The organism is Marinobacter sp. F4218 (assembly GCF_019443085.1).
Lineage (GTDB): Bacteria > Pseudomonadota > Gammaproteobacteria > Pseudomonadales > Oleiphilaceae > Marinobacter > Marinobacter albus.
In genome coordinates, this window is the sequence record NZ_JAHZIL010000002.1 from 709721 (window position 1) to 735082 (window position 25362).

Below are 25362 nucleotides of genomic sequence, written 5' to 3' on the forward strand. Positions count from 1 at the left end.
TTTCAAATTCTCCCATTTCGGAGACCGAAATGACCATTACGTAGAGTCGTAATATTGTCTGCACTTACGTAGTACTCGACACCAAATGATTAGCATTTTGGTAATGCTCTTTTAATGATGACAATTCCTTAATGACCGATTACTGGCCAACTTCACCGTTAAACGCCCCACACAGACTCGGTTAAAAACAAGAGGTTATATGAAACCGTCTTTTATACGACTCAGATAGTGAGATTTCTATTGTCCGGGAGCACCAGAACGAACAATTAAAGTTGCGACGGAAACCAGAAAATTTATTGCTCCGACTAAAGGACAATCAGCTATAATTGTTCCAACGTCAAACCGCGTTTCTGCCTCTGCATCAGACACGCCTCCCAAGTCCGCAACATGGAGAGAGTAAACATGAAACACTCCAATGTTTTCGTCCAAACAGCGGCACTTTCGCTGTTAGTGGCCCTTTCCCTTCCCGCTTACTCCTGGACGCGAGCTTTGACTTTCGAGCAAGGGGCGATCGGTTCCAAAGCGCAGAGCGGCAGTGATCAGGATTTCGATGACGCAGCCGGAGGATCCTACATTACCGACGAGCGGGTTCTGACTGGCAGCAAGGCCGCTAAGTTGACTGTGACCGGAGGCTCGACGGCCTTTGGTGAGTGGGGAGGGATCATCAATTACCCGGAGTTGTTAAGAAAGGGCGATGAAGTTTGGTTCAGCGTCAACACCTATTTTCCCGAGGGATTCAACTACGACTCAACCGGCGGTGGCGGTCACCTGAAGTTTCTCAGGATTCATGCTCAGAAGAGTGATGGTTCCAACTCCGGGTACAACGACTGGTACATGAACCCGGAAGCATCCACGGTTCCCCACAAGTTTATTTACGAAGGTCAGCAACAATGGTTTGAATTCGGTGCGCCCTCGGATGAGGTCCAACGCGGACGGTGGGAAACCTATGAGATGTATATCAAATTTGATAATGTTCCCGCCGACCAAGGCGGAACTGCCGTCGTTCGGGTATGGAAAGACGGAAGGCTGCTCCGGGAAATCACGGGGGCTGAAACGCTGAACAGCTCTTCCGACACGTCTGACCGGGCTCATCTTTTCACATACTGGAATGGCGCAGCGCCCAAGACGCAGTTCATGTATGTAGACGATATCGTGGTTACGTCGGATACGCCTTCGAACCGAGACGCTAGCGGCAATCCAATGGTTGGCGGTGCCAGTAGCGGTGGCGGGGAGCCAAGTGTTCGTCCAGCGGCACCACAGCTCAACGTGGAATAGACCATTTCAAGAAAGGTATTCTTATGCCCCCCACAATCAGGGATGATGCAGTCTGGGTGACATGGGAGCGGCAAACCAGAAACCGCTCTGCGAGTGATTATTTTAATGTCCCGCTTTACGAAGTCATTGAAGAAGGCCCCGGTCGCGCTTCGCGTTATATTAGAAGCACTCTCCGAACCATCGCTATTGTAGGAAAACAAAAACCGCGCTACTTCTTTGCTCAGAACCCTTCTATTGTTCTGGCAGTCCTCGCGATAACTCTCAAACCGTGGCGAAAATTTAAAGTAATCATCGACGCCCACAACGCCGGAATTCACGGGCCGGAAAACGGTAGTCGGTTTCTGCCAAGAATAAACAGGTTTGTTATTCGAAAGGCTGACGCCGTCATCGTAACAAACCCGGAATTGGCCGAATTCATCACCTCGTGTGGCGGCACTCCGATCATCCTGCCGGACCCTCTTCCAAACCTTGAGAGGAAAATGGCACCGGTCGAATGCGGTGGAAAAAAGAAGATCAAAGCGTTTTGCATTACCTCCTGGAGCGAAGACGAACCTTACCGCGAAATTCTTGAAGCGGCTTCAGCTTTTACAGATGAGGTCGAGTTCTTTTTTTCCGGAAACCATAAGAAAATCCGATCCTTGCGTACTAACACCATTCCAAGCAACGTCCATCTTCTCGGCTTCATAGATGAAAATGCTTTCCATGATCATCTTTTCTCAGCGGACTTCTGCATTGATATGACAAAGCGGTCGGATTGCATGGTATGTGGAGCGTACGAGAGTATTTCCGCCGAGAAACCCGTGATTCTCTCGGACACGCCCGTGCAAAGGAGATACTTCTCGAAAGGCGCCGTTTTTAGCCAGAACACAGCGCAGGATATAAAGCATGCGATAGATCAAATGGTAAACGGTATTGAGCCCATGCGTCAGGACGCAGTTGACCTGAAAAAAGAAATTCTCGAAAGGGAAACCAGCCAGAGGGCGATACTACTCTCCCAGATTCAGCAGCTTTAATTCCTAGATTAGGTTGATCAAACTGTAACCCATGAACAGTTATCAGGGCATTGCCGAATTTACACCCGACTCAGTTCCTTGCCTTCAGCTCCGCGCCCAAGTCGATGAATTTTTTTCTTGCGACGACTTGGGACCAAAACCTCCGAAAAAACAATATTGCAGGCACACACAAACAAAGCAAAATGAATCCAGAGAAAAGGATAATAAACAACGGAAACAAACTGACCCGCAACGACAAACCCAATAAGAGAAAGGTTTAGATAAGAAAAAATTGTCGTGAAGAAACTACTCTCTGCATTCTTTTTCAGAACTTTCCCGACTTTTCTAGTCTTAAATAATGCATAGGAGATCATAATCAAATAGAGTACCAATGCGGGATACCCCAAATCAGCTCCAACTTGAATGAAGATATTGTGAGGAAGTTCAGCGAAATCGTATAACATGTCTTCGTAATACGCCCGTTCATAAAATGGGACATAATTAAAATACCCCACACCTAGCCCAGGATGATTGTTCATCATATCAATGCCGTTTTCCCAATAAAGGAGTCTCTGAATCGAGGTTCGATCGTCCCCTGCCACCTGAAAACGATCTTTCTGCTCCTGGGGCAGAACGGCCCAAAGAATGGATAAAACCACTGCACAGGAAACCAAAACCTTTGGTTTAAACAGGGACCTGGAGTTAAGTACGATCAATTGAACAAGCAGGGCAAGCTGTGCGCCCCTGGAACTGGCGCCGAGAACGACCATCATTGCAGTAAATGGCATCAGTAACAGAATAAAATATTTAGCTTTACTGATATGTGGCTTCAGATACAGGGCAAATGCCCAGGCAAGAGGCCAGAAAACCAGCATTTGGATGGCAAGCTCACCTGAGTTCTGGAAAAAGCCAGGCGGCCCACTTAACCCCCAATCGGTGAACGCGAAGCCGCGCTTTGCCCAGGTTATTGAAAGCGAAAGTGATAGTTTAAACGTCGCCAAAAAGAAAATACATATAAATATAAAAAACCGCTTCTCGGTATTTACGATATTAATAATTAAAAAATAAATAATAAACCAGGTATAAAAATTCTCCAGTCGCTCAAAAGCAAATGATGGCCAATAGGCAAAGGCACTTGAAAGGACAATTATGACAAAGAACAATACCAGCCAAATATTTATTGGAGACGAAACCCATTTTACGCTCTTATCATTAAAGCACCCGATGAATGCTCCAAGAACAGCCAACTGTGTCCACGGAAGGAAGTTCAGGAAAGGGTAAATAGACTGCGGTCTTACGTACTCCAGAAACAGGTAGGCGCAGATCATCCAGAAAGCCAGTGTCTCGGTTCTGAAATACCGCCACATCGCCCCGATGTTGAGCTGATAAAACTCCTGGAGACTGACCTCCTTGCGCTTTTTAATCACAGATTCTCCTCACCGCTTCCATGATCTTGTGTTCACAGTTGGCAAAGAACTCTTTACTGCAATTAAACGGATCGTGAATATAAGGAGCAGGCCGCTTGCAATAACTTCCCGCTAGCGCCAGTGGATAGGCTTTACCGATCTTATTCTGAAAAGAGGCGATATGCGTCGGCTCCATCAGGACGATCAGGTCATTATCCTGAAACTCGAAATTCCGGACATTGACCGTCCTATGGTCGTCCAGTGTTAAACCGCGCCTACGTGCGAATTCCCTAGCCCTCGGATCGGCAGGATGACCATCGGTGCAGTCAAGCCCGCAGGACCTGGCTTCACGGCCCAGGCTGCGAGCATACACTTCGGCCAGAGGGCTTCTGCATATGTTGCCACTGCAAACAAAGACGACCCGCTGATCGGCTGCAGGTATCAAAGCGGGGAAACGGCGATAGGCACCTATCTGAAAGAGGAGCCAATACCCAAGAAATCGAACAAGCCCATTTCTTGATCCAAACCGTTCATACACCACCCGGTTCACCAGATAATCTCCTTATTTCTGAGTGAAAGTCCCCGAAAATCTATGGCTAGCCCTATCATGCCACAACTGAAGTAATCAACGGAGAAGTTCTTGAGCTATCTTTCACATAGACGCCTGATCAGATTACGAGGAACATACGTATCTTCTACGACGGCCCACCTCGATAGTATTTGGAGCTGTTATTAATGATAATATAGTCCCGCTTCTCAAGGTTGGTACCAACAAAGGACGTTGCTATCCATGGAATCCAGAATCTTGGTGCTTGATGGGAACCAGCGGGCATCGCTGGCAGCGGTCAGATCTCTTGGTTCTAGAAATCTATGGGTGGCAGTCGCGGAAAGCACAGCGACTTCGATGGCTGGAATGTCCCGTTATTGCAAAGTAAGGGCGACCTATCCTGACCCTTATGAGTCACCACGCCTCTTTTTTGAGGCGATAGTAAAGCTAGTCAACGATCTGGACATTTCCTTCTTGCTGCCCATTACAGAAGCGACCACATATGTCCTTCTCCGATACCGCGACGAACTGCCTCAACATGTAACCTTTCCCTTTCCACGTAGCGACTCCGTTGAGAAGCTTGCCAACAAGAACGAGCTTTTCAAATATGCCACTATTAAGGGGGTGCCGGTTCCCGAAACCCTGTTTTGTGAAAATGCTGAAGAAGGACTGAGGAAGCTCGGCCAAATAGATCACTTCCCCATCGTGTTAAAGCCGTTCAAGTCAAAAATTCTTGAGGACGGCCATATTGTATCAACCCGCGTTCTCATTGCTGAATCGGCTGAACAGGCCCGTTCGTACCTGGCTTCCTACAATTTCTTTTCATATCCTTTCACAATTCAATCTTTCATCGCGGGGACGGGCCAAGGCGTGTTCGCGCTATATAATCATGGTAAGCCAGTGTGCTATTTCTCACACCGCAGGATCCGTGAAAAGCCCCCTGCGGGCGGCGTTAGTGTCTTGAGCGAGTCCGCACCATTAAATGATGCGTTAAGATTATCCGCCGAGCATCTCCTGGGAGGCGTCCAGTGGCATGGTGTTGCGATGGTAGAGTTCCGGGTTGACCATAACGGCACCGGCTATTTAATGGAGGTAAACCCCAGATTCTGGGGCTCCCTGCAATTGGCTATTGATTCAGGAATAGACTTCCCCTGGTGGCTGTATCTCGTCTGCACCGAGCAGCAGATGCCCGAAGTAAAGTGGCGACAACGGCGGGTACGCTGGATCCTTGGAGACCTTGATCGGCTTATCATCATCTTGAAGTCGCCGAATAAAAACTATTCCTTTGGGCAAAAGCTCATCGAAGTTTTACGTTTTTTCCAGCCAGGGCTACAAACCCGGCATGAAGTAAATCGCTGGAACGACCTCAGGCCTTTTTGGTTTGAACTCAGACAATACTTAAGAGCACTGAGGCGCTGACAGTGTCCATGCCGTCTCCCTACGTCATCATTCTCGCAAACGGCCTCAATGGTCTTGGAGCGATCCGTTCCGCGGCCCAGGCCGGCCTCAAGGCCTACACTTTGATCACGAAACGTTCAGACCTAAGCACTTACAGTCGTTTCAGCGAGGTGACTTTTCTGGTACCGCCTAATCCTTCTTTGGCAGATCTCAGGCCGATACTCGACCGGTTGTTCATCAGAGAGAACGGTCCGGGGGTTTTGTTGGCTTGCTCGGACAATTCCGCCGAATTACTGGGGGAGCTCAAAAATGAAGGGTATTCCAAGCATCATCTGATTGTCCCCTCCATGGAAACGACCCGTATCCTGAACGATAAAAAGCTCGAATGCCGGGCGATGGAGCAAGGCGGAATTGCTCTACCCAAAACCTACTACCAACTCTCTGTCAACGATCCTGAATCCTTTCCACTAATTATCAAGCCCCGTACGTTTCGCGATTATCAAATATTGGGGGCCAAGAATGTCATCCTCTACACCCAGACCGAACTGGATGAATTTCGACAACGTTTCAGGGGGCAGGTAGAGAGGTTCATCGGCCAGGAAGTCATTCAGGGTGCAGACGACAACCTATGGGTTTGTAATGTCACCTTTAACCTCCAGAAAGAAATGAGCGCCTGTTTTCTATTCCAGCGCCTAGGGACGATGCCGTCCCATTACGGTGTAACTTCTTTGGCCATTAGTCGAGAGAACATGGAGCTGCGTGAGGAGTGTGAAAAGATCGGAAAGGCCCTGAACTATTGTGGGCCAGCCATGATCGAGTTCAAAAAAGATCCCGTTTCCGGTCGATACTTATATATCGAGACTAATCCTCGCCTGGGCATGTGTAACTGGTTTGATACTCGATGCGGTATCAATAACATTCTTGCCTGCACTCGGGTGGCCTATGGCCAGGAAGTGGCGTTTGGTCCACAAACAAATAACGTGGTCTACTGGAACTTCTTTGGTGATTTGATTGCGAGGCTGGAAGATCGGGAAAACATTTTCTCCATTCTTTTTCTCTATCTAAGACTACTCTTTCGCCGAAGGATTGGCGCATTATTCTATTGGAGAGATCCAATCCCGGCCTGTAAATATTCTTGGGATGCTATTAAAAATATCTTTCGCAGAACCAACAAGAAATTACGCCGCAGGTTTAGCTAATCCCCGCAATTTCATCTTGAATGCCTCAAACCCGTTAACGATTTGGCGAAAATCATCCGAATCACAAGGCAATGAAAATCTAGGCAGTTCAAAACAATTCTGTCCAGCTCGAACATAGCCAGGAACAGTGTTAAAAGCCATCTTGATGCCGTGTTTACCGAGATGCTCGACATCAACCTCGTCATAGTCAGACAGGCGCCCGGTAGGATAGGCAAAAATCTCCGGAGCATAACGTAGCTCGGCCGCTACTCTCTTGATTGAGACTTCAATTTCCGTTTGCCTTTGTTCGATTGGCAACGTTGAAAGAATTCGATGAGTGCAGGTATGTGGAAAAACCCCGTGTCCCAAATCGCGGAGAGTCCTGGCATTGTCCCAGGACATTGGTTTGTATTCAGGAGGGATCTCGTCCGGACATTCTACCTTCAGAACTGGATATAGCTCTGTTTCCAACCAGTCATAAAGTTCGCTCTGACTTTCCTTCTTTAACCTGCTGCGAAGACTATAAACAACATCGTTGATCTCGTTGTTCAGAAGGTCTAGCGGAAAAATGGCACCGGAGGGCATCTTTACCTGAACCTTTGAGGGCTGAGCGCGATGCAACGCGTACGCAACCTGATCGTCCCATGGCCAGAGTTTCAAATCTAGAAATCCGGTAATCAAAAAGAAGTTCAGGGTGAAACCAAACTCTCCAAATACCCGGGCGGCCACATCATGATGATCAAAAAAACCGTCGTCGACAGTAAACATAACGGATTTCGAAGGAAGGTGCCGGCCGTCATCAAGCATGGCCCTGAGGTCCTCCATAGACAGAATCTGAAATCCTTTCCTGGCGAGGTAATCCAGATGGGAGCGGAGTATATCCGAATTCATGCATCCGGGCAGGCGTTCCTCTCCAGAGTCAGACACTCGGTGGAGCATAAACACCGGTACCCGCCCTGGACAAAGGGATCGAAACAGACCCGATTCGCCAACACAGTTGGCAAACTTCAGAACAACACTTTTTAGCATCTTGCCCTAGCCGATAAGTTGTTGGTAGAGCCCACGGTATTCTTGAAGCATAGTCTCCAGGCCAAACTTTTCGACCGCAACAGTGTGAGCCCTGGCTACTACCCTCTCCCTAATATCTGGTTTTCTGAGGTCCTTAATCGCCGCTACGATGGCGTCGGGGTTTCTGACCGGAATAAGAAGACCGGTTTCACGATCAACAATAATTTCCTCTGGCCCGCCGCTCTTCGTTGCAATAACAGGAACCCCGGCCATCATCGCCTCTACCGTTGAGATAGAGAACCCCTCGGAAACGGAGGGGAGAAGAAATATATCCGCTTGTCTCAGAATGTCTGCCACATCTTCCCGGAATCCAAGCCAGTGAAGCCTGGGCTTTTTTGTAGATTCGGATATCTGCTCGGTCAGTCTGTCGAAAAGTGTCTTCCTTTGATGTCCTACCACGACGAAGTGAATGTCTGGATCAGACTCTGACATTCGTAATGATGCCTCGACCAGATACTCATAGCCTTTTGCAGGGCGGATATTACCAACAGACACTACCAGGATAGATTCCGGCTTCAGACCGAGCGATTGTTTTAAGTTGGCGAGAGAGGCGTTAAGAAATTTCGAAGGATCGACACCGTTGTATATCAGCTTCACTTTTTCGGCTGGCAAGGCGCTTCGGGCGGAAAGCTCTTCTTTCAGCCGTTTTGATACACAGACGATCTTTGAAGCACCAAGACCGATCAAGAAGAACTTCGCTCGGAGGAACCGCTCACCATCCGCGACATCCACAGCCCCGTGAAAGGTCGCAATCATTGGCTTTCGGCAAATGAGAGCCAGCAACGCACCATAAACGTTGGAGCCAAGGAGATGCGCGTGAATCAGAGCAACGTTTTCATCACTTACCAAGCGTCTGAGAGCTTTGATGTAACCAAGGTTAAAACTGCCCTTCGAATCAATAAAGTGTGGAGCGATCCCGATGGAACGCACCTTGTCCGCGACCCATCCGTCACCGCGAAGAACCACCACATTTCGGAACTCTGTACGCCCCAGTTCCCTGAGTAAATTAATAAAGACAGTCTCTGCGCCACCGGGTCCGGTGGTATCAATCAGATGCAGAATGGTTTTCTCCGAGTGGTGGAGCATTATGGCAATACCCTGACAATGCGCGGCCCCAACAGATTTGCAGCCCAAACCGGCAGCTTTCGCCAGGCCGCTATTAACAGTCGGAATTTCGGGTTATCCGGGTTAAGTTCTGGAAGCCTCTCCCCTGTTGGCAGGACATAATCCCAGTGAAGAGCAATGGGCTGCCCCCCCCATTGCTCCTTGAATCTATAGGTTCCAGCGTTCTCGGTGCAGCGGCCAAAATCAAAAATCTTAAATTTATGCTCAATCGCAAACTCAAGGATCTTCCAATACATGATCATATTGATGCCGGTGTGGCTCTGCTTCCTGAGGGTGGATGCCCACGGTATCTCCATTCGTTCCCGATAGCCGGTCAAAAACGCACAGCCGGCTGCCCGCCCACCAATTCGGGCCACTACAAGCCAGGCCTGTCCGTCCAGACCTGCCAGTAGATTCCGGAAAAAAGCGCGGCTGTATACCGGCGTTCCAAGGTCACGCATATTGACCGAGAATACCTTGTAGAACTCATCCAGAAGCTCACTACCTCCAATACTCAGGCTGCTCAGGTCCCGATTACCTCGACGTATCTGTGCCCTGAGTTTTGGCTTGAAGCTGTTCCACAGGGCATCGCTTTGATCCGGCAAAGGTAACCAGAAAGTTACCTTGTCAGTTCTTTGGGGCAGACCGAGTTTGTTGTCCTGAAGGAATCGAAGTTCCAGGTGCTTGGCCCCCTCCTCCCTTCGCCATTGATCAGCGGCATAAATCAACTGATGGGCGATATCGGCATTATCCGCGAGCACACCGCCATAATTAAAGAACGGCATGGAAACCATGAAATTTCCGAACAGACGGCTATTGAGACGAACCACAGGGAGAATTCCCACCAATTTTCCGCACTCTGTCACCGCACACAGGTAACGAGCTTTATGGCCGTACGTCTGCTTGATGAAGGAAGAAATTAAGGGCCGATGCCATACCGCTGCGCCGGGATGTTGGCCAACATATTCGTCGGCCGCTATAAGCATGTCGCCGACACAGGGTTTGACCGAAACAGGCTTATCGAGGGGCTTCTCGGTAATCGCTGGAGGGGGTGCTATCGTCTCCGGCGCCCATTTCTTTTCGACCTCAGCGCCATTGACCTGCTTTTTGATTAGTTTCTGAAGCCTTTTGATCTCCTGGGACACGTCGCGAAATTCTGAGATCCAGTGATCCCCTGTACCTCCCGACCGTCGCGCCTCATTTACCAAACGGCCCAAGCGGCCCTTCTCGTTTTTCAATCGATCCAGGCGATGTTTTTGATCTTCCAGACCAACCAAGGAAATATCCCTTTCCATCAGACTATCCTTCGAAAGGCACTCAGACGGCGACAGCCTCTGAGGAAATCGTTACACGCGAAAGTACACTCGATACGGGGCCAAACCGAAAATCTCCAAGCAAACTTTCGAGCCTGCTCATACATTTATCGAGGTTGTTGTAATGACGGAAACGCGAGAAAGCTTTTACTTTCAGTCGCGGCTGATCAGGATCGATTTCCCAGGGGTGCAGATAAAAAATAAACGGTTGTCCCGCCTTATTAATTTGCCCTAATCCCCACCGACTAAACCAGTATGGGAAAAGCCGAAAATAGCCTCCACCAGCGATCGGCAACCGGTACCTTCCGATGGGACACGTTGAAAGGGGAAACTCCGTCAGCAAACCGCCGCCAGGTGCCCGAAGCTGGTATGGCTCGAACGGCGTGCCGGGCATTCCATACCGATCGTGGTGAACCGGAAATATAGAGGAATCCCAGGTAAAACCCTCGTCACAGAGAACGTCGAGCGCCCAGCGCGATTTCGATGTAATGGAATAACTCGCCGCCCGGTAGCCTGTGACCGGCTCGCCCGTAATATCCTCCAGAATCCTCTTGGATCGGCGAGTCTCTTCCCGAAACAGTTCCGGCGTCTGATCATAAATTAGCTGATGGCTGTAACCGTGGCTTGCAATCTCGTGACCGGCATCCCGGATCCGTCGAACCAGAGCGGGTGACCGCTCGGCCACCCAACCCAAAGTGAAAAATGTGGCTTTGATATTGTGGCTGTCGAAGAGTTCAAGCAGACGATCAGTGTTCGCTTCTACCCGATATTCCATGGACGACCAGTCATCCCGTTCCACGGCCTCCGACAACGCCGCAACCTGGAAATAGTCTTCGACATCGATCGTGAGTGCGTTCTGTATCGTCGTCTGCATAGAGTATTCTTCCCTGTCTGGCGTGCCCCTCATTCGGGCCTCAGCGGAACAGATATTCAACGCCAACCAGGACCCAGGCTTCATCGAATTCTCGACTCAGCACGTCACTGGTCCGCTTTTCATATCCAACTACGCTCACGAAACTGAGCTGTCTGTTCAATTGGAAATCGATCCCGGTGTTGACTCGAATAACATCATCCTCGGTATCGTCGGCACTGTATCGGAACAACTCATAACGCGCTCCTACAGTCCAGTTTAACTGGCCGGTTAGCGGGCGCCGAAAGGCTGCATCAATACCAGCACTATCCTCCTCAATCCTTATATCGAGATAGTCTGATCGGTTTGCGAACAACCCAATGTCAAAGGTAGAGGCACCAAGATCATTGTTTACCCCTAGACGCACAGCTGTCACCTCGACAGCGCTTGTCTGGTCCAGGTTGAAAATAAAATCATCAAATCGAGTATCGAAATCCGAGGTCTGATCGGTGAGCTCTCGACTTGCCTCAATTTCAAGTTCTGTTGTGACATTAATCTGTCGCACCAAAAGCAAGTTGCCCACGAAGCTGTCGTATTTCCGTGGACTGCTGTTCTGTAATGACGATTCGATTCGGCCATAGCCTACCGCGCCGCTCAGGCTGGTCGCTGCCCACGCCTTGTTGAAAGGGGCACTGACAGAGACACGATCGAATTCCTCTTCGGTATCAAGTTCAGACTGGTCTGCACTCGCACGCAGCCCGGCCGAGAAAGAAGGGCTGAAGAAATGATTCCAACCGACCGACCCACTATACCGTTCGCCATCCTTCTGCTCAGGTTCACGAAACTCTGTGTTCTCGTAGGATGCAGAAAGCAAGAGCTCATCCACTGCCCCTAACCTAAATGTAAGAATCGGGCCGGTTCGGAAAACATTTTTCTGGGTCCGGTTATTGGGTGTATTGTTTACCCGGCTGTCCCGCACAACGTCTCTAAGATAGTCCGAGGCCTCCCAAACCAGGTTACTTCCAAGGCGACAATCACCTTCAAAGTCAGCATTGGCGGTTGTTTCCGGTGAAAAGGTCTCATCAAGCCAGCGGCTATACCCAACCTGTGCGGCCAGCTCGGAATTGCAATTACCAGGATCGGAGGAATGCTGGACACCCACAAAAACTCTCGATTCAAGGTCCGACTCCTCATTAAAAGGAGCCTGCGTTGCGTTGTTGGTATACCGCGAATCCAGCCCTACCGAGAAGACCGCGGGAGCTGCAGCTATTGGGCCTGACGAACAAATCCAGATCCCCAAAAACAGTAATCCACTCCGACGTTTCAGCACTGACAATCCATGTCTAACCATTGATAACCGTTCCAACGAATTTTTGGGGATTAAAGGCGGTGGCTGCCTGCTCCACTTGATTCGGAGTAACCCGACCATGGGGGACAACCAACATGGAGTAATCGCACAATTCCGAGAGAATTCGGGCATCAGGCGATTCGGTGATCGGCGCAGTATCGAGCACAATAAATCGGTCTGGATAACGACGCCTGACCGCCTGGAGGAACTGTTTCATCCGGAAAGAGGTAAAAAACTCACTGGGCGTTTCCCGACGACTACCCGCAGGTATCAGTCTTAACCGGGGAATTCCTGTTGGATATAGAATTCGGGCTATATCGTAATCAGGATCCTCGAGAAAGTCCGTCAGCCCGGTTTCCGGCATGATATCGAGCGTAGAGTGAAGGGATGGCTCACGAAGATTGCAGTCGATGACCACCGCCGTTTTGGATTGATCGAATGCAAATGCCGCTGCCAGATTGAGGGCGACAAATGAAGCGCCCGCTCCCCGATTGGTCGCACTCACAACGATTGTAAAATTGTTACCTCCCGAAGCTTCAAGCAATTTGGTCCGAAGATCCCGAAATCGGTTCACCATGGCACGGTTACCAGATTCGGGATAAATAATCCGGCGTTCATCCATATCATCCGCTGTGAGCCGACGAGGCTCTTGCATGCGGACAATCTGCTTGCTGATGACGTACCTGTCTACAGCTCCGGGCCCAAGTTCAAGGGAGCTGGGAACCAGCATTCGGGAATCATCCCACTCCGAGTATGGGACACCCTCTTTATTCAGTTCATCCCTGCTTCTTAACCAGTAACCATCTTCCGGATGGTTTCCGTTGTCATCTCCAACAACTGGCTGGTCTTCTTCCGAATCCTTGAGGGAACCGGTGTTGCTTTTTCGGTCATTCATCCGATAACTCCCATCAAAGCGGCTCCAGCGATACTCAAATACACAACCACGGCCACGATTGCGATCATCCCAACCAACATGGTGATCCTATGGTCCCGCCGTTGCTCATAAGGTGTCCTTATTTGTGGCAGCAGCACCAATACCGGCAATTCAATGGTTTCCTCAAGCTGCTCCCTTGCCCGGACTCTGGGATCAATTTGCAGCAAACCTGCGACTAAACCGAAAGGCGCAGCCAGCCCCAAAAAGAGACCAGCAGCAGCGAATAGTGGAAATCCGGGGCCCGATGCCGCGAGCGGAAACTGAGCCTTCTCGTTGATTCGATAGTTCAAGCCCTGCCCTTCAACGTCGAGATGCATCGACACCCTTGCCCGCTCACGTCTTTTCAGAAGATCGTCATAGATCTCTTTGTTGACCTCCATGTCCCTAGTAAGCTCCATGTACTGAGCCTTGTTTTCCTGGATGCGTTCCATCCGCTGCGCCTGTTCTGCCAGCAGCCGTCTAAAGCTATTGATTCTCGAATTCATGGTCTGGATGTCCGCTCGAGTGGAGGTCAACTCTGTCTGGATATCCTGATAGACCGGGTTCGATAGGGACTCCTCTCCCAAGGGCTGTGGCTCGTCACCCTGTTGGGCGAGTTGGCGAGCTTTCTGGCGGCGCAACTCCTGCAGTTGCTCCCTTAGGATTACAATATCCGGATAGGTATCGTGATACCGAAGACGGAGGTTATCCAACTGCTCTTCGAGGGAACTGATTCGAGTTTGGTAGGCATCCGGTGTCCTGCCCTGACGAATGGTCGGATTAACTCGACTGAGCTCCAATTCGAGCGAGCGTTCCCGGGCCTCGAGTTCCGATTTTTCCATCTGGGCAAGCTCAAGCTGACTTCTCAGATTATCCAGACGATTATTGGCATCGCCCTCGGTGCCATCGACATTTTCGGCAAGAAACTCCTGAAGTCGCTCCTCAGCCTGGGCGAGCTGTCGTTCGTAACTCCGCACCTGGTTATTGATGAACTCATACGCATTCCGACTTTCAGTACGCTTTCGTTCATTCGTCTCCTCGATAAAGAGCTGCCCCATGCGCTGAGCCACCAGAAAAGCTCGCATTGGAGACTCGGCTTGATACGCAATGGCAAAATAACTGTCTCCGCGCGGGACGACCGATAAATTCTGCTTCAAGGCGAAGATCCGGCTCTCAAGCCTTTCACGCCCGACGTCCGCCGCACCTTCTCCAAAAATCTCGTCATCTTTGGCGATTTTTTCGATCACGCTCCGGCTCCAGAGTAATTCCTGAGCCGCAGACGCCCTATCGTTGATTTCCGTGGCAACCGCACTGCCCTCCATCAACGGACGGATGATGTTCTGATCGTCAATAAATATCACCGTCTCGGATTGGTATTTGTAAGGCCAAAGAAATCCGGCGGCCAGAACACCGAAGCTCACAATCACAAAGATCAGCAGAGCCAGCCACTTCCGGGAGCGAACTTCCTTAACGATTTCGACTGGTAATTCAGACAGAGGTAATGCCATGGCGCATAACTCACTATTGGATTAACACAGGTCCGTTTAAAATCCGGAGGCTCAGAAATTCCGCTCCGGAATACTAAGAATATCTCCCGGTCGAATCGCGTAATTCGTTGCTACATCACCGTTATTCAGAATGTCTTCCAGACGCACAGGAATGGCGACAACTTCACCGTCAACCCTGCGATACAACATGGATTTATTCAGGGCCGCAAAGGGAGTAGTACCGCCAGCACCAAGGACAACATCAAGCACGGTCATTCCGGCTCGGTGAGGCACGGATACAGGTTGTTCAACGGCACCGGTCACCCTCACCCGATCGGTATACTCGTGGCTACCCATCGATGTAACCACAATGCTGACCTGGGGTTGGCGAATATAGCGTGCCAGGCTACTTTCGATGTCATCGGCCAGTGCCTGCGGTGTGCGCCCGCTTGCCTGCACATCGCCCACGAGAGGAACCGAGATCTTGCCGTCTGGACGAACTGGCACTTCGATGCTGAGGTCTTCATTACGCCAGACCGAAACCTTCACGGTGTCCGTGGCCCCGAGCACATATTCCTCAACACTGGTCGCAGTATTGACGCTCAACGCCCGCTGGATTTTATCTCGAGATGAGGCAGACTGACCGGCACATCCTGAAATCAGGGTGACCACTAAAAACAGGGCAAGCCCTGGAAGGGAGTACATCCGTGACATTGTAAATCCTCTCTACAATTCCTTGCTTTTCCATATCTCGGGAACAGCATAACCCCGAAACTACCTTGATCCTTTTTTGAACAATACCACTTCGACTGTCTGAATTATAATCAATAAATCTAGCAGCAGGCTTTGATTCTTGATGTAGTAAAGGTCATAGCGAAGTTTTTCCCGAGTATCTTCCTCATTATCAGCATAGGCGAAACAAAGCTGGGCCCATCCGGTCACCCCTGGCTTCACGCGATGCCTTTCGCTGTAAAAGGGTATTTTTTCAGAGAGTTGCTGAACAAATACCGGCCGCTCAGGGCGGGGGCCGACAAAGGCCATAGTGCCATTCAGTACATTGAAGATTTGAGGCAGCTCGTCAATTCGGACCTTGCGGATGAACTCGCCGACATGTGTAACACGAGAATCATTCTTACTCGCCCACACTGCTCCATTCTTCTCCGCGTCCGTAATCATCGACCGGAATTTATACACTTTGAAAACCTGCCCATTAAGCCCCACCCTTTCCTGGCTGTAGAAAACAGGGGACTTCAATCCGTCTTCGATTTTGATGGCAATTGCCGTGAGGACCATCAGCGGTAGGCCTGCAATCAGCAGCACTGTCGCCGCGAGAATGTCCAGGGATCGTTTGCCAACACCGAAAACCGACGAGACAGTGAACCCGTCCGAAAACACGAGCCATCCGTGGGAAATCATTTCCAGCGCGACTTTTCGGGATTCCCGTTCGTAGAAGGTCGCACCGTCGACAATTTTTACACCCTCCATCTTGCACTCGAGTAAATCTTCCATCGGGAGTCCTTTCCTGCGATCGTCAACGGCTACAACGATCTCACTAACAGGGTATTTGTGAATGTATTGTTGCAGAGTGGTGCCCGGATAAATCAGGTGTTCCTCCGGAACCTCTCTTTTTTCTCCGGGGAGGGGCACAAAACCACTCAGCCTGAAGCCTTTGCGATTAAAGGGGGTCTTCAGGTCTTCAAGAAGCTGATTTGCACGAAATCCCGAGCCCAGGACCAGAACTTTGCGTTTAAAAGCATCCTTGCCCGCCACGGCAAAAAACACGGAGCGAACAATACCCAGTAGAAAAAAACCGAAAACAGAGGCCGTGGTCAGTACTCCGCTGGAGCCCAGATACCATAGCCACTCGCTAGCCAGCAGATAAGTAAAACCGGCAACAGGCACGCCAACGATCAATGCCAGGATTGTTCTCAGCATCATTCCCGACATGCCCTCTTCCAGTCGGGCCTGATGGACGCCTATCGAGATCATTACCAGCAGGTTGGCAGCAGCAAAAACTACGGCGGAAGGGAGAACAAAAACGAGGTTTTCAAGGAAAAACCCAGCATCGCCAAAGTAACGAAAAAATGCGGCCAGCGAGAAGCTGCAGACCAACACCGAGAAATCAATCAGGCCGAGGATTACGAAGGGAAGGTGTATGTAATGCCGGAACAGCCTGACGTGGGCCACGTCAACTCCTTTTGATGTTCAACCGAGCCTGATCCCTGCATCCACTGCGGCGGGAACTCAATACATTAGAGTTTACTGTAAATTTTTGTAACTTCAATGATTGATGGGAATTTTCGAAGCGGAATCGACGAGCTCCGGTCAGCGTCTACGCCCCACCCGGCTTAGTAGCAAAAGTGCGAGGATGCCCAGCCCCAAAAGCGCCAAAGACCCGGGTTCTTTGAGTGGCCACACAACTTTGACACCCAGTTCGTCATCGCCCGTCATGGGGGTGGCCCGGGTACTGTAATTCGGTCCGATCAGGGAGGATGTGAGTTCTTCGCTACCCTGGATTTTTCCCTCCCACCCAGAAGGATCGGGAAACTCGAGATCCCGTTTTTGCTCAGAACGTACCGACGGGGCTTCGTTGGCGGAACTATGGTGCGTGGCTAGTACGATACCGTGGTCCATAACGGGCGAAGCCGGGACACTGACAAAAACACCCGAAAGAATCACAGACAGAGCACCTACCAATCTGCCAACACTGGTGATCCTCATAAGCCCTCCAATACAGTACTGGCAAATAACACGTGCATAGGCTGTACCACACAACAACATCCCTATGTTTTGCGGCCTGATTTCTTTCACCCTGTATCGAAGCGCCTGTTCTCCCATTCAGGCGCGTAAATTAATTCGACATCGCGTCTTAATGAACAAATTCAGCCCTGGGACCAGATCAAATCACGAACTGATCCAGGAATAAATGAACAGGCATATCGTCAAGTGCTGCGTGGTCCGCGAAACAATCCAGGATTGTTCTGGTTTTCTGAAGTGGAAAGCGCGTCCTCAGGTTCATCAGGAACTTATCCTCAAGCAGGGGAATACTTTCCTCCCGACGCCGGCGATGCCCTATCGGATACTCTACCGCGACTTTTTCTGTGCTGCTGCCGTCCTTGAAAAAAACCTGGATCGCATTGGCGATGGAGCGCTTTTCTGGCTCGAGGTACTCCGATGAGTAGCGCGGATCTTCGACAACCTCCATTTTGGCCCGCACTTCGTCGATGGTCGGGTTTGCTTCGTGAAAACTGTCTTCGTAGTGGTCGGCCGTCAGGCCCCCAAATATCAGAGGCACCGCAACCATGTACTGGAGACAATGATCCCGGTCAGCCGGGTTGGCCAGAGCGCCCTGCTTGGAAATGATCCGAATTGCGGACTCGTGGGTTGTGATAACAACCCTGTCGATTTCCTCAGTTCTGTTGCGGACCTCGGGGTGCAAGGTGACAGCTGCCTCAACGGCGGTCTGGGCATGGAATTCCGCGGGGAAAGAAACCTTGAAAAGAACGTTTTCCATCACGTATGACCCGAACGCACGCGGCAACGAGAAGCAGCGCTCGCCCTCCGGCTTGAGCTTCTGATCCTTGTTTGTCTTGCTGAACGACACGTCATAGAAGCCCCATTGAGGCGCTGTAAGCACACCGGGGATTCCCATCTCTCCGCGCATGGCAATGTCTGCAAGACGAACAGCTCTTGAAGTAGCGTCGCCCGCAGCCCAGGATTTACGGGAGCCTGCGTTGGGTGCATGCCGGTATGTTCTCAGGCTCTGCCCGTCAACCCAGGCGTGGGAAAGCGCAGACAGCAGCTGGTCCCGGTTCGCACCCATCAGTTTCGCGGTCACAGCCGTTGAGGCGACTTTTACGAGCACCACGTGATCGAGGCCGACCCGATTGAAGGAGTTCTCCAGGGCCAGTATCCCCTGTATTTCATGCGCCATGATCATGCTCTCAAGAACAGTGTGCATGGTCAGCGGCATTTGTCCGTTCGAAACACGTTTCTGAGAGAGATGATCTGCCACTGCCAGGATGCCACCCAGATTGTCTGAGGGGTGCCCCCATTCGGCGGCCAGCCAGGTATCGTTGTAGTCCAGCCAACGAACAGCGCAGCCGATGTCCCAGGCAGCTTTGACCGGGTCCAGACGGAACGATGTGCCCGGAACACGGGAACCGTGCGGGACCATTGTCCCCTCCACAAGCGGACCGAGATGCTTTGAACACTCGGGGAAGCGCAACGCCAGCAGGCCACAGCCGATGGTGTCCATCAGACAGTAACGGGCGGTTCGCCAGGCTTCAGCGCTCTCAATGGTGAAGTCCAGCACATAGTCTGCGATCGTCTGGAGAACTTCATCAAAGTCCGGGCGCTCATTCTGGTCGCTGTTGTCGGTCATCATCACACACTCCTTTCCAGCCAGAGTTATCAGGTAAAAGCCTAGTTCACTCTCTATCGGAACGACGGATTTACCGGAACCACGCTTCGTCAGCAGCAATACGTGACCAGCGTCACATTTTTTTACAACCCTTCGTTCTTGCAGACAAAGTAGCCCAACCGCCCCCAATAAACACACTTGTTTTAGCGCAGTAATTCTAGAACTGGTACTCACCTTGCGTTCGTTTTTAAGAGCAGTAGTAATGCTTTATTAAAGCAGCGTTTCACTATTTAGGGATGCCTAGCTATGAAACACTCTGCCATTACACTGATTCTTTGCAGCTCGGCTTTTGTGACAGGCTTGGCCGCTGCGTCTCCCATCAAGATAGCGGATGTTACGGGGTCTTGGGTAAACGTGACGCCGGGTGCGCCCGTGGTCTCAGGCCTGAACACGGATACAATTAAGTGGGGAAATTCCAACCCTGATTACCAGAGTGGCTATGCTTTCCTTGGCAATGCGGCTCCAGCATTTCATGCCACTGAGGGAGAGGAGTTTTCGCTCGGCGAGTTCATGCATTTCAACCACCCGATTGGCGGTACGCCTTTAACGAGTGCTGAACTCAAGGTTACAGCGATGGTCAATCTCGACGGAGTTTCCCAAATACTGGAATCCATCTTTCAGTTCGACCACTGGGAAACCGTCAACGGACCAGCCGCCGGTGAAACATGCGCCAATGGAGAATCCAGAGAATCTACGATTAATCAATATGGATGCGCCGACCGCGTCACTCTCGCGTTGAACGAGTCGAGTTCTTCCTACTATGCGATTGGCTCGAAAAAGTACTATCTGGATATCACCGGATTCTTCCAAGACGGTGAACTCGCTCACGAACTGTGGACCCAGGAGAGGACCACGAGTACCTCATTGCTTTCGGGCATCATACGGTCCAGTGCCTTGGAAGTGCCTGAGCCATCATCCTTCGCTCTGGTAGCGCTAAGTTTGCTCGGCTTTTTCTCAAGGAAGATGTGGAGAAGAGGTTAGCCTGACTGTTCTGGCTGAAAATGGCCGCAGTGACATCCCTGGAATGGATGCCACCGGGCTATTATTGCACTCTAAAAAGTGTCCTCGGGAACACGCACCCACCCTTCCATGAGTATCCGCGCACTTCGACTCATGATAGCTTTGGTTGCTGTCCATTCGCCGTCCTCTTGCCGCGCCTCAGCGCCCACACGGAGCGTGCCTGAAGGGTGGCCAAAGGTCACATCGGTACGATCGCCTCCACCGGCAGCAAGGTTCACAAGAGTTCCCGGAACGGCTGACGCCGTTGCAATGGCAACTGCAGCTGTGCCCATCATGGCATGGTGGAGTTTGCCCATGGACAAGGCTCTGACCAGGACATCGATCTCACCGGCCCTGATCTGTTTTCCACTGGACGAGATGTAATCCGCGGGCGAACTGACGAAGGCAACCTTGGGCGTGTGCTGCCGATTCGCCGCTTCCTCAATGTTTTCGATCAACCCCATTCGCACGGCACCGTGGGCCCGAATCGTCTCAAACATCGCCAGCGCCTTTGGGTCGCTGTTGATGTCATCCTGCAATTCAGTCCCTGTGTAGCCGATATCCTCGGCGTTCACAAAGATTGTCGGGATACCTGCGTTGATCATCGTAGCCTTGAGTGAACCGACTCCGGGAACCTCGAGTTCGTCAACCACATTGCCAGTCGGGAACATGGCTCCGTCGCCATCGGCGGGGTCCATGAATTCCACCTGAACCTCGGCCGCCGGGAAGGTCACTCCGTCCAGCTCGAAATCACCGGTTTCCTGAACTTCTCCGTTGGTAATTGGTACTTGGGCGACGATGGTTTTCCGGATGTTGGCCTGCCAGATACGGACCTTGCAGAAGCCGTTGTCGGGAATGCGATCTCGCGAAACAAACCCACCGTTGATGGCGAATGCGCCGACCGCGGCGGTCAAGTTGCCGCAATTTCCGCTCCAGTCTACAAACGGCTTGTCGATAGACACCTGCCCGAAAAGGTAGTCCACATCGTGATCAGGCTGGGTAGGGTCAGCCAGGATCACCGTTTTGCTGGTGCTGGAGGTCGCCCCGCCCATACCGTCGATTTGCTTCTGATAGGGGTCCGGGCTGCCAATGACTCTCAGCAGCAGCTGGTCTCTGGCCGTACCCGGAACCCGGGCGGCTTCCGGCAGATCCTGCAGCCGGAAAAACACGCCCTTGCTGGTTCCGCCACGCATATACGTGGCGGGGATTCTGATTTGCGCTGGAAAGCTCATGCGGCGCCCTCCGCCTCCAGGAAGTCCTGAGCGAATCGCTGGAGCACACCCCCGGCGGAGTAGATTGAAACCTCTTCCTCGGTATCGAGCCGGCAGATCACGGGCACATGCTCGGTGCTGCCGTTCTTACGATGAATCACCAGCGTCAGCTCGGCTTTCGGCGAGGCAACGCCCTCGACATCGTAGGTTTCCGTGCCATCCAGTGCCAAAGTCTGGCGAGTCGTGCCTTCCTCGAACTGCAAAGGCATCACACCCATACCCACCAGGTTCGTGCGGTGAATGCGCTCAAAGCCCTCGGCGACGATGGCTTCAACGCCCGCCAGGGCTACGCCTTTGGCAGCCCAGTCGCGGGAAGAACCCTGACCATAATCTGCCCCGGCAATAATAATCAGCGGCTGCTTACGCTCCATGTAGGTTTCAATCGCCTCCCACATGCGCGTTACCTTCCCTTCCGGCTCAACCCGGGCCAGGGAGCCTTGTTTCACATTGCCATTCTCATCCCGGACCATTTCGTTGAACAGCTTGGGATTGGCGAAGGTGGCACGCTGGGCCGTGAGGTGGTCGCCACGGTGCGTTGCGTAGGAATTGAAGTCTTCCTCCGGCAAGCCCATTTTCGCCAGGTATTCACCGGCCGCACTGTTGGCGAGGATGGCGTTCGAGGGCGACAGGTGGTCAGTGGTGATATTGTCCGGCAGAATCGCCAGCGGGCGCATGCCCTTGAGGGTCTTCTCGCCGGCAAGCCCACCCTCCCAGTAGGGAGGACGACGAATGTAGGTGCTCTGGGGGCGCCATTCGTAATTCGGATTGGTGTTCGCCTGGGCATCGCGAGTGATGTCGAACATCGGGATGTAGGTACTGCGGAATTGCTCCGGCTTGACGCTCGCCTTCACAATTGCGTCAATTTCTTCATCGTTCGGCCAGATATCTTTCAGCGTTATCGGGTTACCGTCCTGATCATAGCCCAGCGCATCTTTCTCAATATCAAAACGGATTGTTCCTGCAATCGCATAGGCGACAACCAGCGGCGGAGAAGCCAGGAATGCCTGTTTCGCATAGGGGTGAATCCGCCCGTCAAAGTTCCGGTTACCGGACAGGACCGCTGTAGAGTATAGGTCCCGGTCGATGATTTCCTGCTGGATCTTTGGGTCCAGCGCACCGCTCATGCCGTTGCAGGTCGTACAGGCAAAAGCGACGACGCCAAAACCGAGGTCTTCAAGTTCCGGAAGGAGATTGGCCTCTTCAAGGTACATTTTCACCGTTTTGGATCCCGGTGCCAGCGAGGTCTTCACCCAGGGTTTCCTCGTGAGTCCCAGCTTGTTGGCGTTGCGGGCAATCAGGCCCGCTGCCACCATGTTCCTGGGGTTCGAGGTATTGGTGCAACTGGTGATTGCTGCAATGATCACCGCACCATCGGGCATCTTGCCCTCTTCCTGCTCCCACTCACCGGCAATTCCGCGCTTGGCAAGCTCGGAGGTCGGCAGGTGCGCATGCGGGTTGGAGGGGCCTGCCAAGGTCCGCTCAACTTTGGACAGGTCAAACTTCAATACCCGCTCGTACTCGACCTGTTTCAGGCTGTCAGCCCAGAGCCCTGTGTGCTTGGCGTACGTCTCGACGAGGGCAACCTGATCATCCTCACGCCCGGTCAGTTTCAGATAGTCAATCGTCTGGCCATCGATGTAGAACATGGCCGCAGTCGCACCGTACTCTGGCGTCATATTCGAGATGGTGGCGCGGTCGCCAACCGTGAGGCTGTCTGCACCCTCACCGTAGAACTCCAGGTACGCGCCAACAACCCGCTCTTTACGCAGGAATTCGGTAATAGCGAGCACCATATCGGTACCGGTAATGCCCGGCCGCAGCTTACCCGTCAGTTCCACACCGACGATGTCCGGCAGGCGCATCATCGAGGCACGACCAAGCATCACGCTCTCGGCTTCCAGGCCACCCACACCGACAGAGATGACGCCCAGAGCATCAACCATCGGAGTGTGGCTGTCGGTCCCTACACAGGTATCCGGGAAGGCTACACCGTCACGGGACTGCACCACCGGAGACATCTTCTCCAGATTGATCTGGTGCATGATCCCATTGCCGGGCGGGATCACATCCACATTCTTGAAGGCCGTTTTTGTCCAGTCTATGAAGTGGAAACGGTCATCGTTGCGACGGTCTTCCACCGCACGGTTCTTCTCAAACGCATCCTTTTCAAAACCCGCGTGCTCTACCGCCAGCGAATGGTCGACGATCAACTGGGTTGGAACCACAGGGTTCACTTTAGCGGGATCACCACCTTTCTCAGCGATGGCGTCCCGCAGGCCCGCGAGGTCAACCAGGGCGGTCTGGCCAAGAATGTCGTGACAGACCACACGCGCGGGATACCACGGAAAATCCAGATCGCGCTTACTCTCGATCAGCTGCTTAAGTGAAGCCGTCAGCATCTCCGGATCGCAACGGCGGACCAACTGTTCGGCCAGGATCCGGGAGGTGTATGGAAGCGTGTCATAGGCACCAGGCTGGATGTCTTCCACGGCCTGGCGGGTATCGAAATAGTCCAGGTCGGTGCCCGGGAGTGGCTTACGGTAATCAGTGTTCATCGGCAGAAACTCATGTCAGGTATCGAAGATGTGGGCGGGAACGGGCACTCCCGGGAAAACTCCGGGAGTGCCTCGGCAGGCTTACGGGCGCTCGTCGATGGGCACCCACTTCGAATCCGCGGGACCGGTATACTCGGCACTGGGACGAATGATCCGGTTGTTTTCCCGCTGTTCTTTTACATGGGCAGTCCAGCCCGAAACCCGCGACATAACAAAGATCGGGGTAAACAGCTCGGTTGGAATGCCCATGAAGTGATAGGCCGAGGCGTGGAAGAAGTCGGCGTTACAGAACAGCTTTTTCTCCCGCCACATAACCTCTTCACAACGGAGCGAAACCGGGTAAAGGACGGTATCGCCCACTTCATCCGCCAGCTTTTCGGACCATTTTTTGATAATCGCGTTACGGGGATCCGAGTCCTTGTAGATGGCATGGCCGAAGCCCATGATCTTTTCTTTCCGCTCGAGCATGCCCATCAGGCCCGCTTCTGCTTCATCCGGAGTACTGAACCTCTGGATCAGCTCCATGGCTGCCTCATTCGCTCCGCCATGCAGAGGCCCCCGCAAGGTGCCGATAGCGCCCGTCACACAGCTGTGAATATCGGACAGCGTGGAGGCGCAGACACGGGCCGTGAAGGTGGACGCATTGAACTCGTGCTCCGCGTACAGGATCAGCGACACGTTCATTACTCGCTCATGAAGCTCGCTCGGTTTCTTACCGTGCAGCAGCTCCAGAAAATGGCCACCGATAGAATCAACATCACTGTCAGTCTCAATTCGAACACCTTCGTGCGCAAATCGATACCAGTAGGTAATGATCGACGGGAAAACGGCCAGCATGCGATCGATCTTGTCGTCCTGCTCGCTGAAATCTTTTTCCGTCTCCAGGTTGCCCAACATGGAACAACCGGTGCGCATGACGTCCATGGGGTGCGCATCCCTGGGAATCTGCTCAAGCACAGTCTTCAAGGCAGCCGGAAGGCCTCGGAGACTCTGCAGCTTCTGTTTGTAGGCGTCCAGCTCCTGGCGGTTGGGCAGCTTGCCTCTCAACAGCAGGTAGGCAATTTCCTCAAACTGGGCCTTCTCAGCCAGATCGGCGATTTCATATCCGCGATAGGTCAGTCCTGCACCGGACTGGCCCACCGTACACAAGGCCGTTTGACCCGCTACCTGTCCGCGCAGACCTGCGCCTCCCAGTTTCTTCGCTTCAGCCATTGTTGCTCTCCCTCATCTCAGGA

At 52.1% G+C, this 25362-nt stretch carries 20 protein-coding genes; 5 read left to right on the plus strand and 15 right to left on the minus strand.

Translation table 11 applies throughout. From position 1 onward, the window contains the following. Window positions 1–387: 387 nt before the first annotated feature. Window positions 388–1275: a polysaccharide lyase gene (locus K0B93_RS03610; protein WP_219865869.1), complete on the plus strand. Its 888-nt coding sequence runs from the start codon at window positions 388–390 to the stop codon at window positions 1273–1275. Window positions 1276–1298: 23 nt separating this feature from the next. After that, window positions 1299–2288: a glycosyltransferase gene (locus K0B93_RS03615; RefSeq protein ID WP_219865870.1), complete on the plus strand. Its 990-nt coding sequence runs from the start codon at window positions 1299–1301 to the stop codon at window positions 2286–2288. A 59-nt stretch (window positions 2289–2347) separates the two neighbouring features. Here the strand turns inward: K0B93_RS03615 and K0B93_RS19375 are convergent, their stop codons facing one another. Together K0B93_RS19375 and K0B93_RS03625 are read right to left on the minus strand one after the other, a co-directional pair. Then, window positions 2348–3694, minus strand: a complete 1347-nt coding sequence (locus tag K0B93_RS19375) for an O-antigen ligase family protein (protein WP_219865871.1) — start codon at window positions 3692–3694, stop codon at window positions 2348–2350. Next, window positions 3687–4223 (minus strand): hypothetical protein, encoded by a 537-nt coding sequence (locus K0B93_RS03625; protein ID WP_219865872.1) that lies wholly within the window; start codon window positions 4221–4223, stop codon window positions 3687–3689. The genes K0B93_RS19375 and K0B93_RS03625 overlap by 8 nt, the downstream gene beginning before the upstream one ends. Window positions 4224–4463: 240 nt before the next feature. On the opposite strand from K0B93_RS03625, the gene K0B93_RS03630 reads away from it, so the two are divergent. Together K0B93_RS03630 and K0B93_RS03635 are read left to right on the plus strand one after the other, a co-directional pair. Further along, complete coding sequence (locus K0B93_RS03630; RefSeq protein ID WP_219865873.1) at window positions 4464–5639, plus strand: ATP-grasp domain-containing protein; 1176 nt, start codon at window positions 4464–4466, stop codon at window positions 5637–5639. An 8-nt stretch (window positions 5640–5647) separates the two neighbouring features. Then, window positions 5648–6817, plus strand: coding sequence for a hypothetical protein (locus K0B93_RS03635; RefSeq protein WP_219865874.1), 1170 nt, complete (start codon window positions 5648–5650; stop codon window positions 6815–6817). On the opposite strand, the gene K0B93_RS03640 is transcribed toward K0B93_RS03635, so the two are convergent. The 10 genes from K0B93_RS03640 to K0B93_RS03685 all read right to left on the minus strand — a co-directional run bounded on the left by K0B93_RS03640 (window position 6797) and on the right by K0B93_RS03685 (window position 19263). Beyond that, complete coding sequence (locus K0B93_RS03640; protein WP_219865875.1) at window positions 6797–7603, minus strand: polysaccharide deacetylase family protein; 807 nt, start codon at window positions 7601–7603, stop codon at window positions 6797–6799. The two genes, K0B93_RS03635 and K0B93_RS03640, sit on opposite strands and share 21 nt — an antisense overlap. Window positions 7604–7831: 228 nt before the next feature. Continuing rightward, window positions 7832–8950 carry a glycosyltransferase family 4 protein gene (locus K0B93_RS03645; protein WP_219865876.1) on the minus strand — a complete coding sequence of 373 codons (1119 nt, stop codon included), beginning with the start codon at window positions 8948–8950 and terminating at the stop codon, window positions 7832–7834. Then, the gene (locus tag K0B93_RS03650) at window positions 8950–10263 is read right to left on the minus strand and encodes a FemAB family XrtA/PEP-CTERM system-associated protein (protein WP_219865877.1); all 1314 of its coding nucleotides are present in this window, start codon (window positions 10261–10263) and stop codon (window positions 8950–8952) included. Before K0B93_RS03650 ends, K0B93_RS03645 begins: the two co-directional genes overlap by 1 nt. A gap of 22 nt (window positions 10264–10285) precedes the next feature. Next, the gene (locus K0B93_RS03655) at window positions 10286–11155 is read right to left on the minus strand and encodes an XrtA system polysaccharide deacetylase (protein ID WP_219865878.1); all 870 of its coding nucleotides are present in this window, start codon (window positions 11153–11155) and stop codon (window positions 10286–10288) included. Between the two features lie 40 nt (window positions 11156–11195). Further along, a complete protein-coding gene (locus K0B93_RS03660; RefSeq protein ID WP_219865879.1) occupies window positions 11196–12461 on the minus strand; it encodes an outer membrane beta-barrel protein in 1266 nt (421 codons plus the stop codon). A 13-nt stretch (window positions 12462–12474) separates the two neighbouring features. Further along, complete coding sequence (locus K0B93_RS03665; RefSeq protein ID WP_228743209.1) at window positions 12475–13374, minus strand: polysaccharide biosynthesis protein; 900 nt, start codon at window positions 13372–13374, stop codon at window positions 12475–12477. Beyond that, the gene (locus K0B93_RS03670; RefSeq protein WP_219865880.1) at window positions 13371–14900 is read right to left on the minus strand and encodes an XrtA system polysaccharide chain length determinant; all 1530 of its coding nucleotides are present in this window, start codon (window positions 14898–14900) and stop codon (window positions 13371–13373) included. Before K0B93_RS03670 ends, K0B93_RS03665 begins: the two co-directional genes overlap by 4 nt. Window positions 14901–14951: 51 nt before the next feature. Further along, window positions 14952–15593 carry an XrtA/PEP-CTERM system exopolysaccharide export protein gene (locus tag K0B93_RS03675; RefSeq protein WP_219865881.1) on the minus strand — a complete coding sequence of 214 codons (642 nt, stop codon included), beginning with the start codon at window positions 15591–15593 and terminating at the stop codon, window positions 14952–14954. Window positions 15594–15653: 60 nt separating this feature from the next. After that, window positions 15654–17066, minus strand: coding sequence for a TIGR03013 family XrtA/PEP-CTERM system glycosyltransferase (locus K0B93_RS03680; protein WP_219865882.1), 1413 nt, complete (start codon window positions 17064–17066; stop codon window positions 15654–15656). 712 nt (window positions 17067–17778) lie between these two features. Further along, complete coding sequence (locus K0B93_RS03685; protein WP_219865962.1) at window positions 17779–19263, minus strand: bifunctional 2-methylcitrate dehydratase/aconitate hydratase; 1485 nt, start codon at window positions 19261–19263, stop codon at window positions 17779–17781. Between the two features lie 285 nt (window positions 19264–19548). On the opposite strand from K0B93_RS03685, the gene K0B93_RS03690 reads away from it, so the two are divergent. Further along, a complete protein-coding gene (locus K0B93_RS03690) occupies window positions 19549–20283 on the plus strand; it encodes a THxN family PEP-CTERM protein (protein ID WP_219865883.1) in 735 nt (244 codons plus the stop codon). A gap of 71 nt (window positions 20284–20354) precedes the next feature. On the opposite strand, the gene prpF is transcribed toward K0B93_RS03690, so the two are convergent. The 3 genes from prpF to prpC all read right to left on the minus strand — a co-directional run bounded on the left by prpF (window position 20355) and on the right by prpC (window position 25339). Next, complete coding sequence (gene prpF, locus K0B93_RS03695) at window positions 20355–21533, minus strand: 2-methylaconitate cis-trans isomerase PrpF (protein ID WP_219865884.1); 1179 nt, start codon at window positions 21531–21533, stop codon at window positions 20355–20357. Beyond that, on the minus strand, window positions 21530–24127 hold the full coding sequence (gene acnD, locus K0B93_RS03700) for a Fe/S-dependent 2-methylisocitrate dehydratase AcnD (RefSeq protein ID WP_219865885.1): 2598 nt from the start codon (window positions 24125–24127) through the stop codon (window positions 21530–21532). The genes prpF and acnD overlap by 4 nt, the downstream gene beginning before the upstream one ends. 81 nt (window positions 24128–24208) lie before the next feature. Beyond that, window positions 24209–25339 (minus strand): bifunctional 2-methylcitrate synthase/citrate synthase, encoded by a 1131-nt coding sequence (gene prpC, locus K0B93_RS03705; protein WP_219865886.1) that lies wholly within the window; start codon window positions 25337–25339, stop codon window positions 24209–24211. Window positions 25340–25362: the final 23 nt, after the last annotated feature.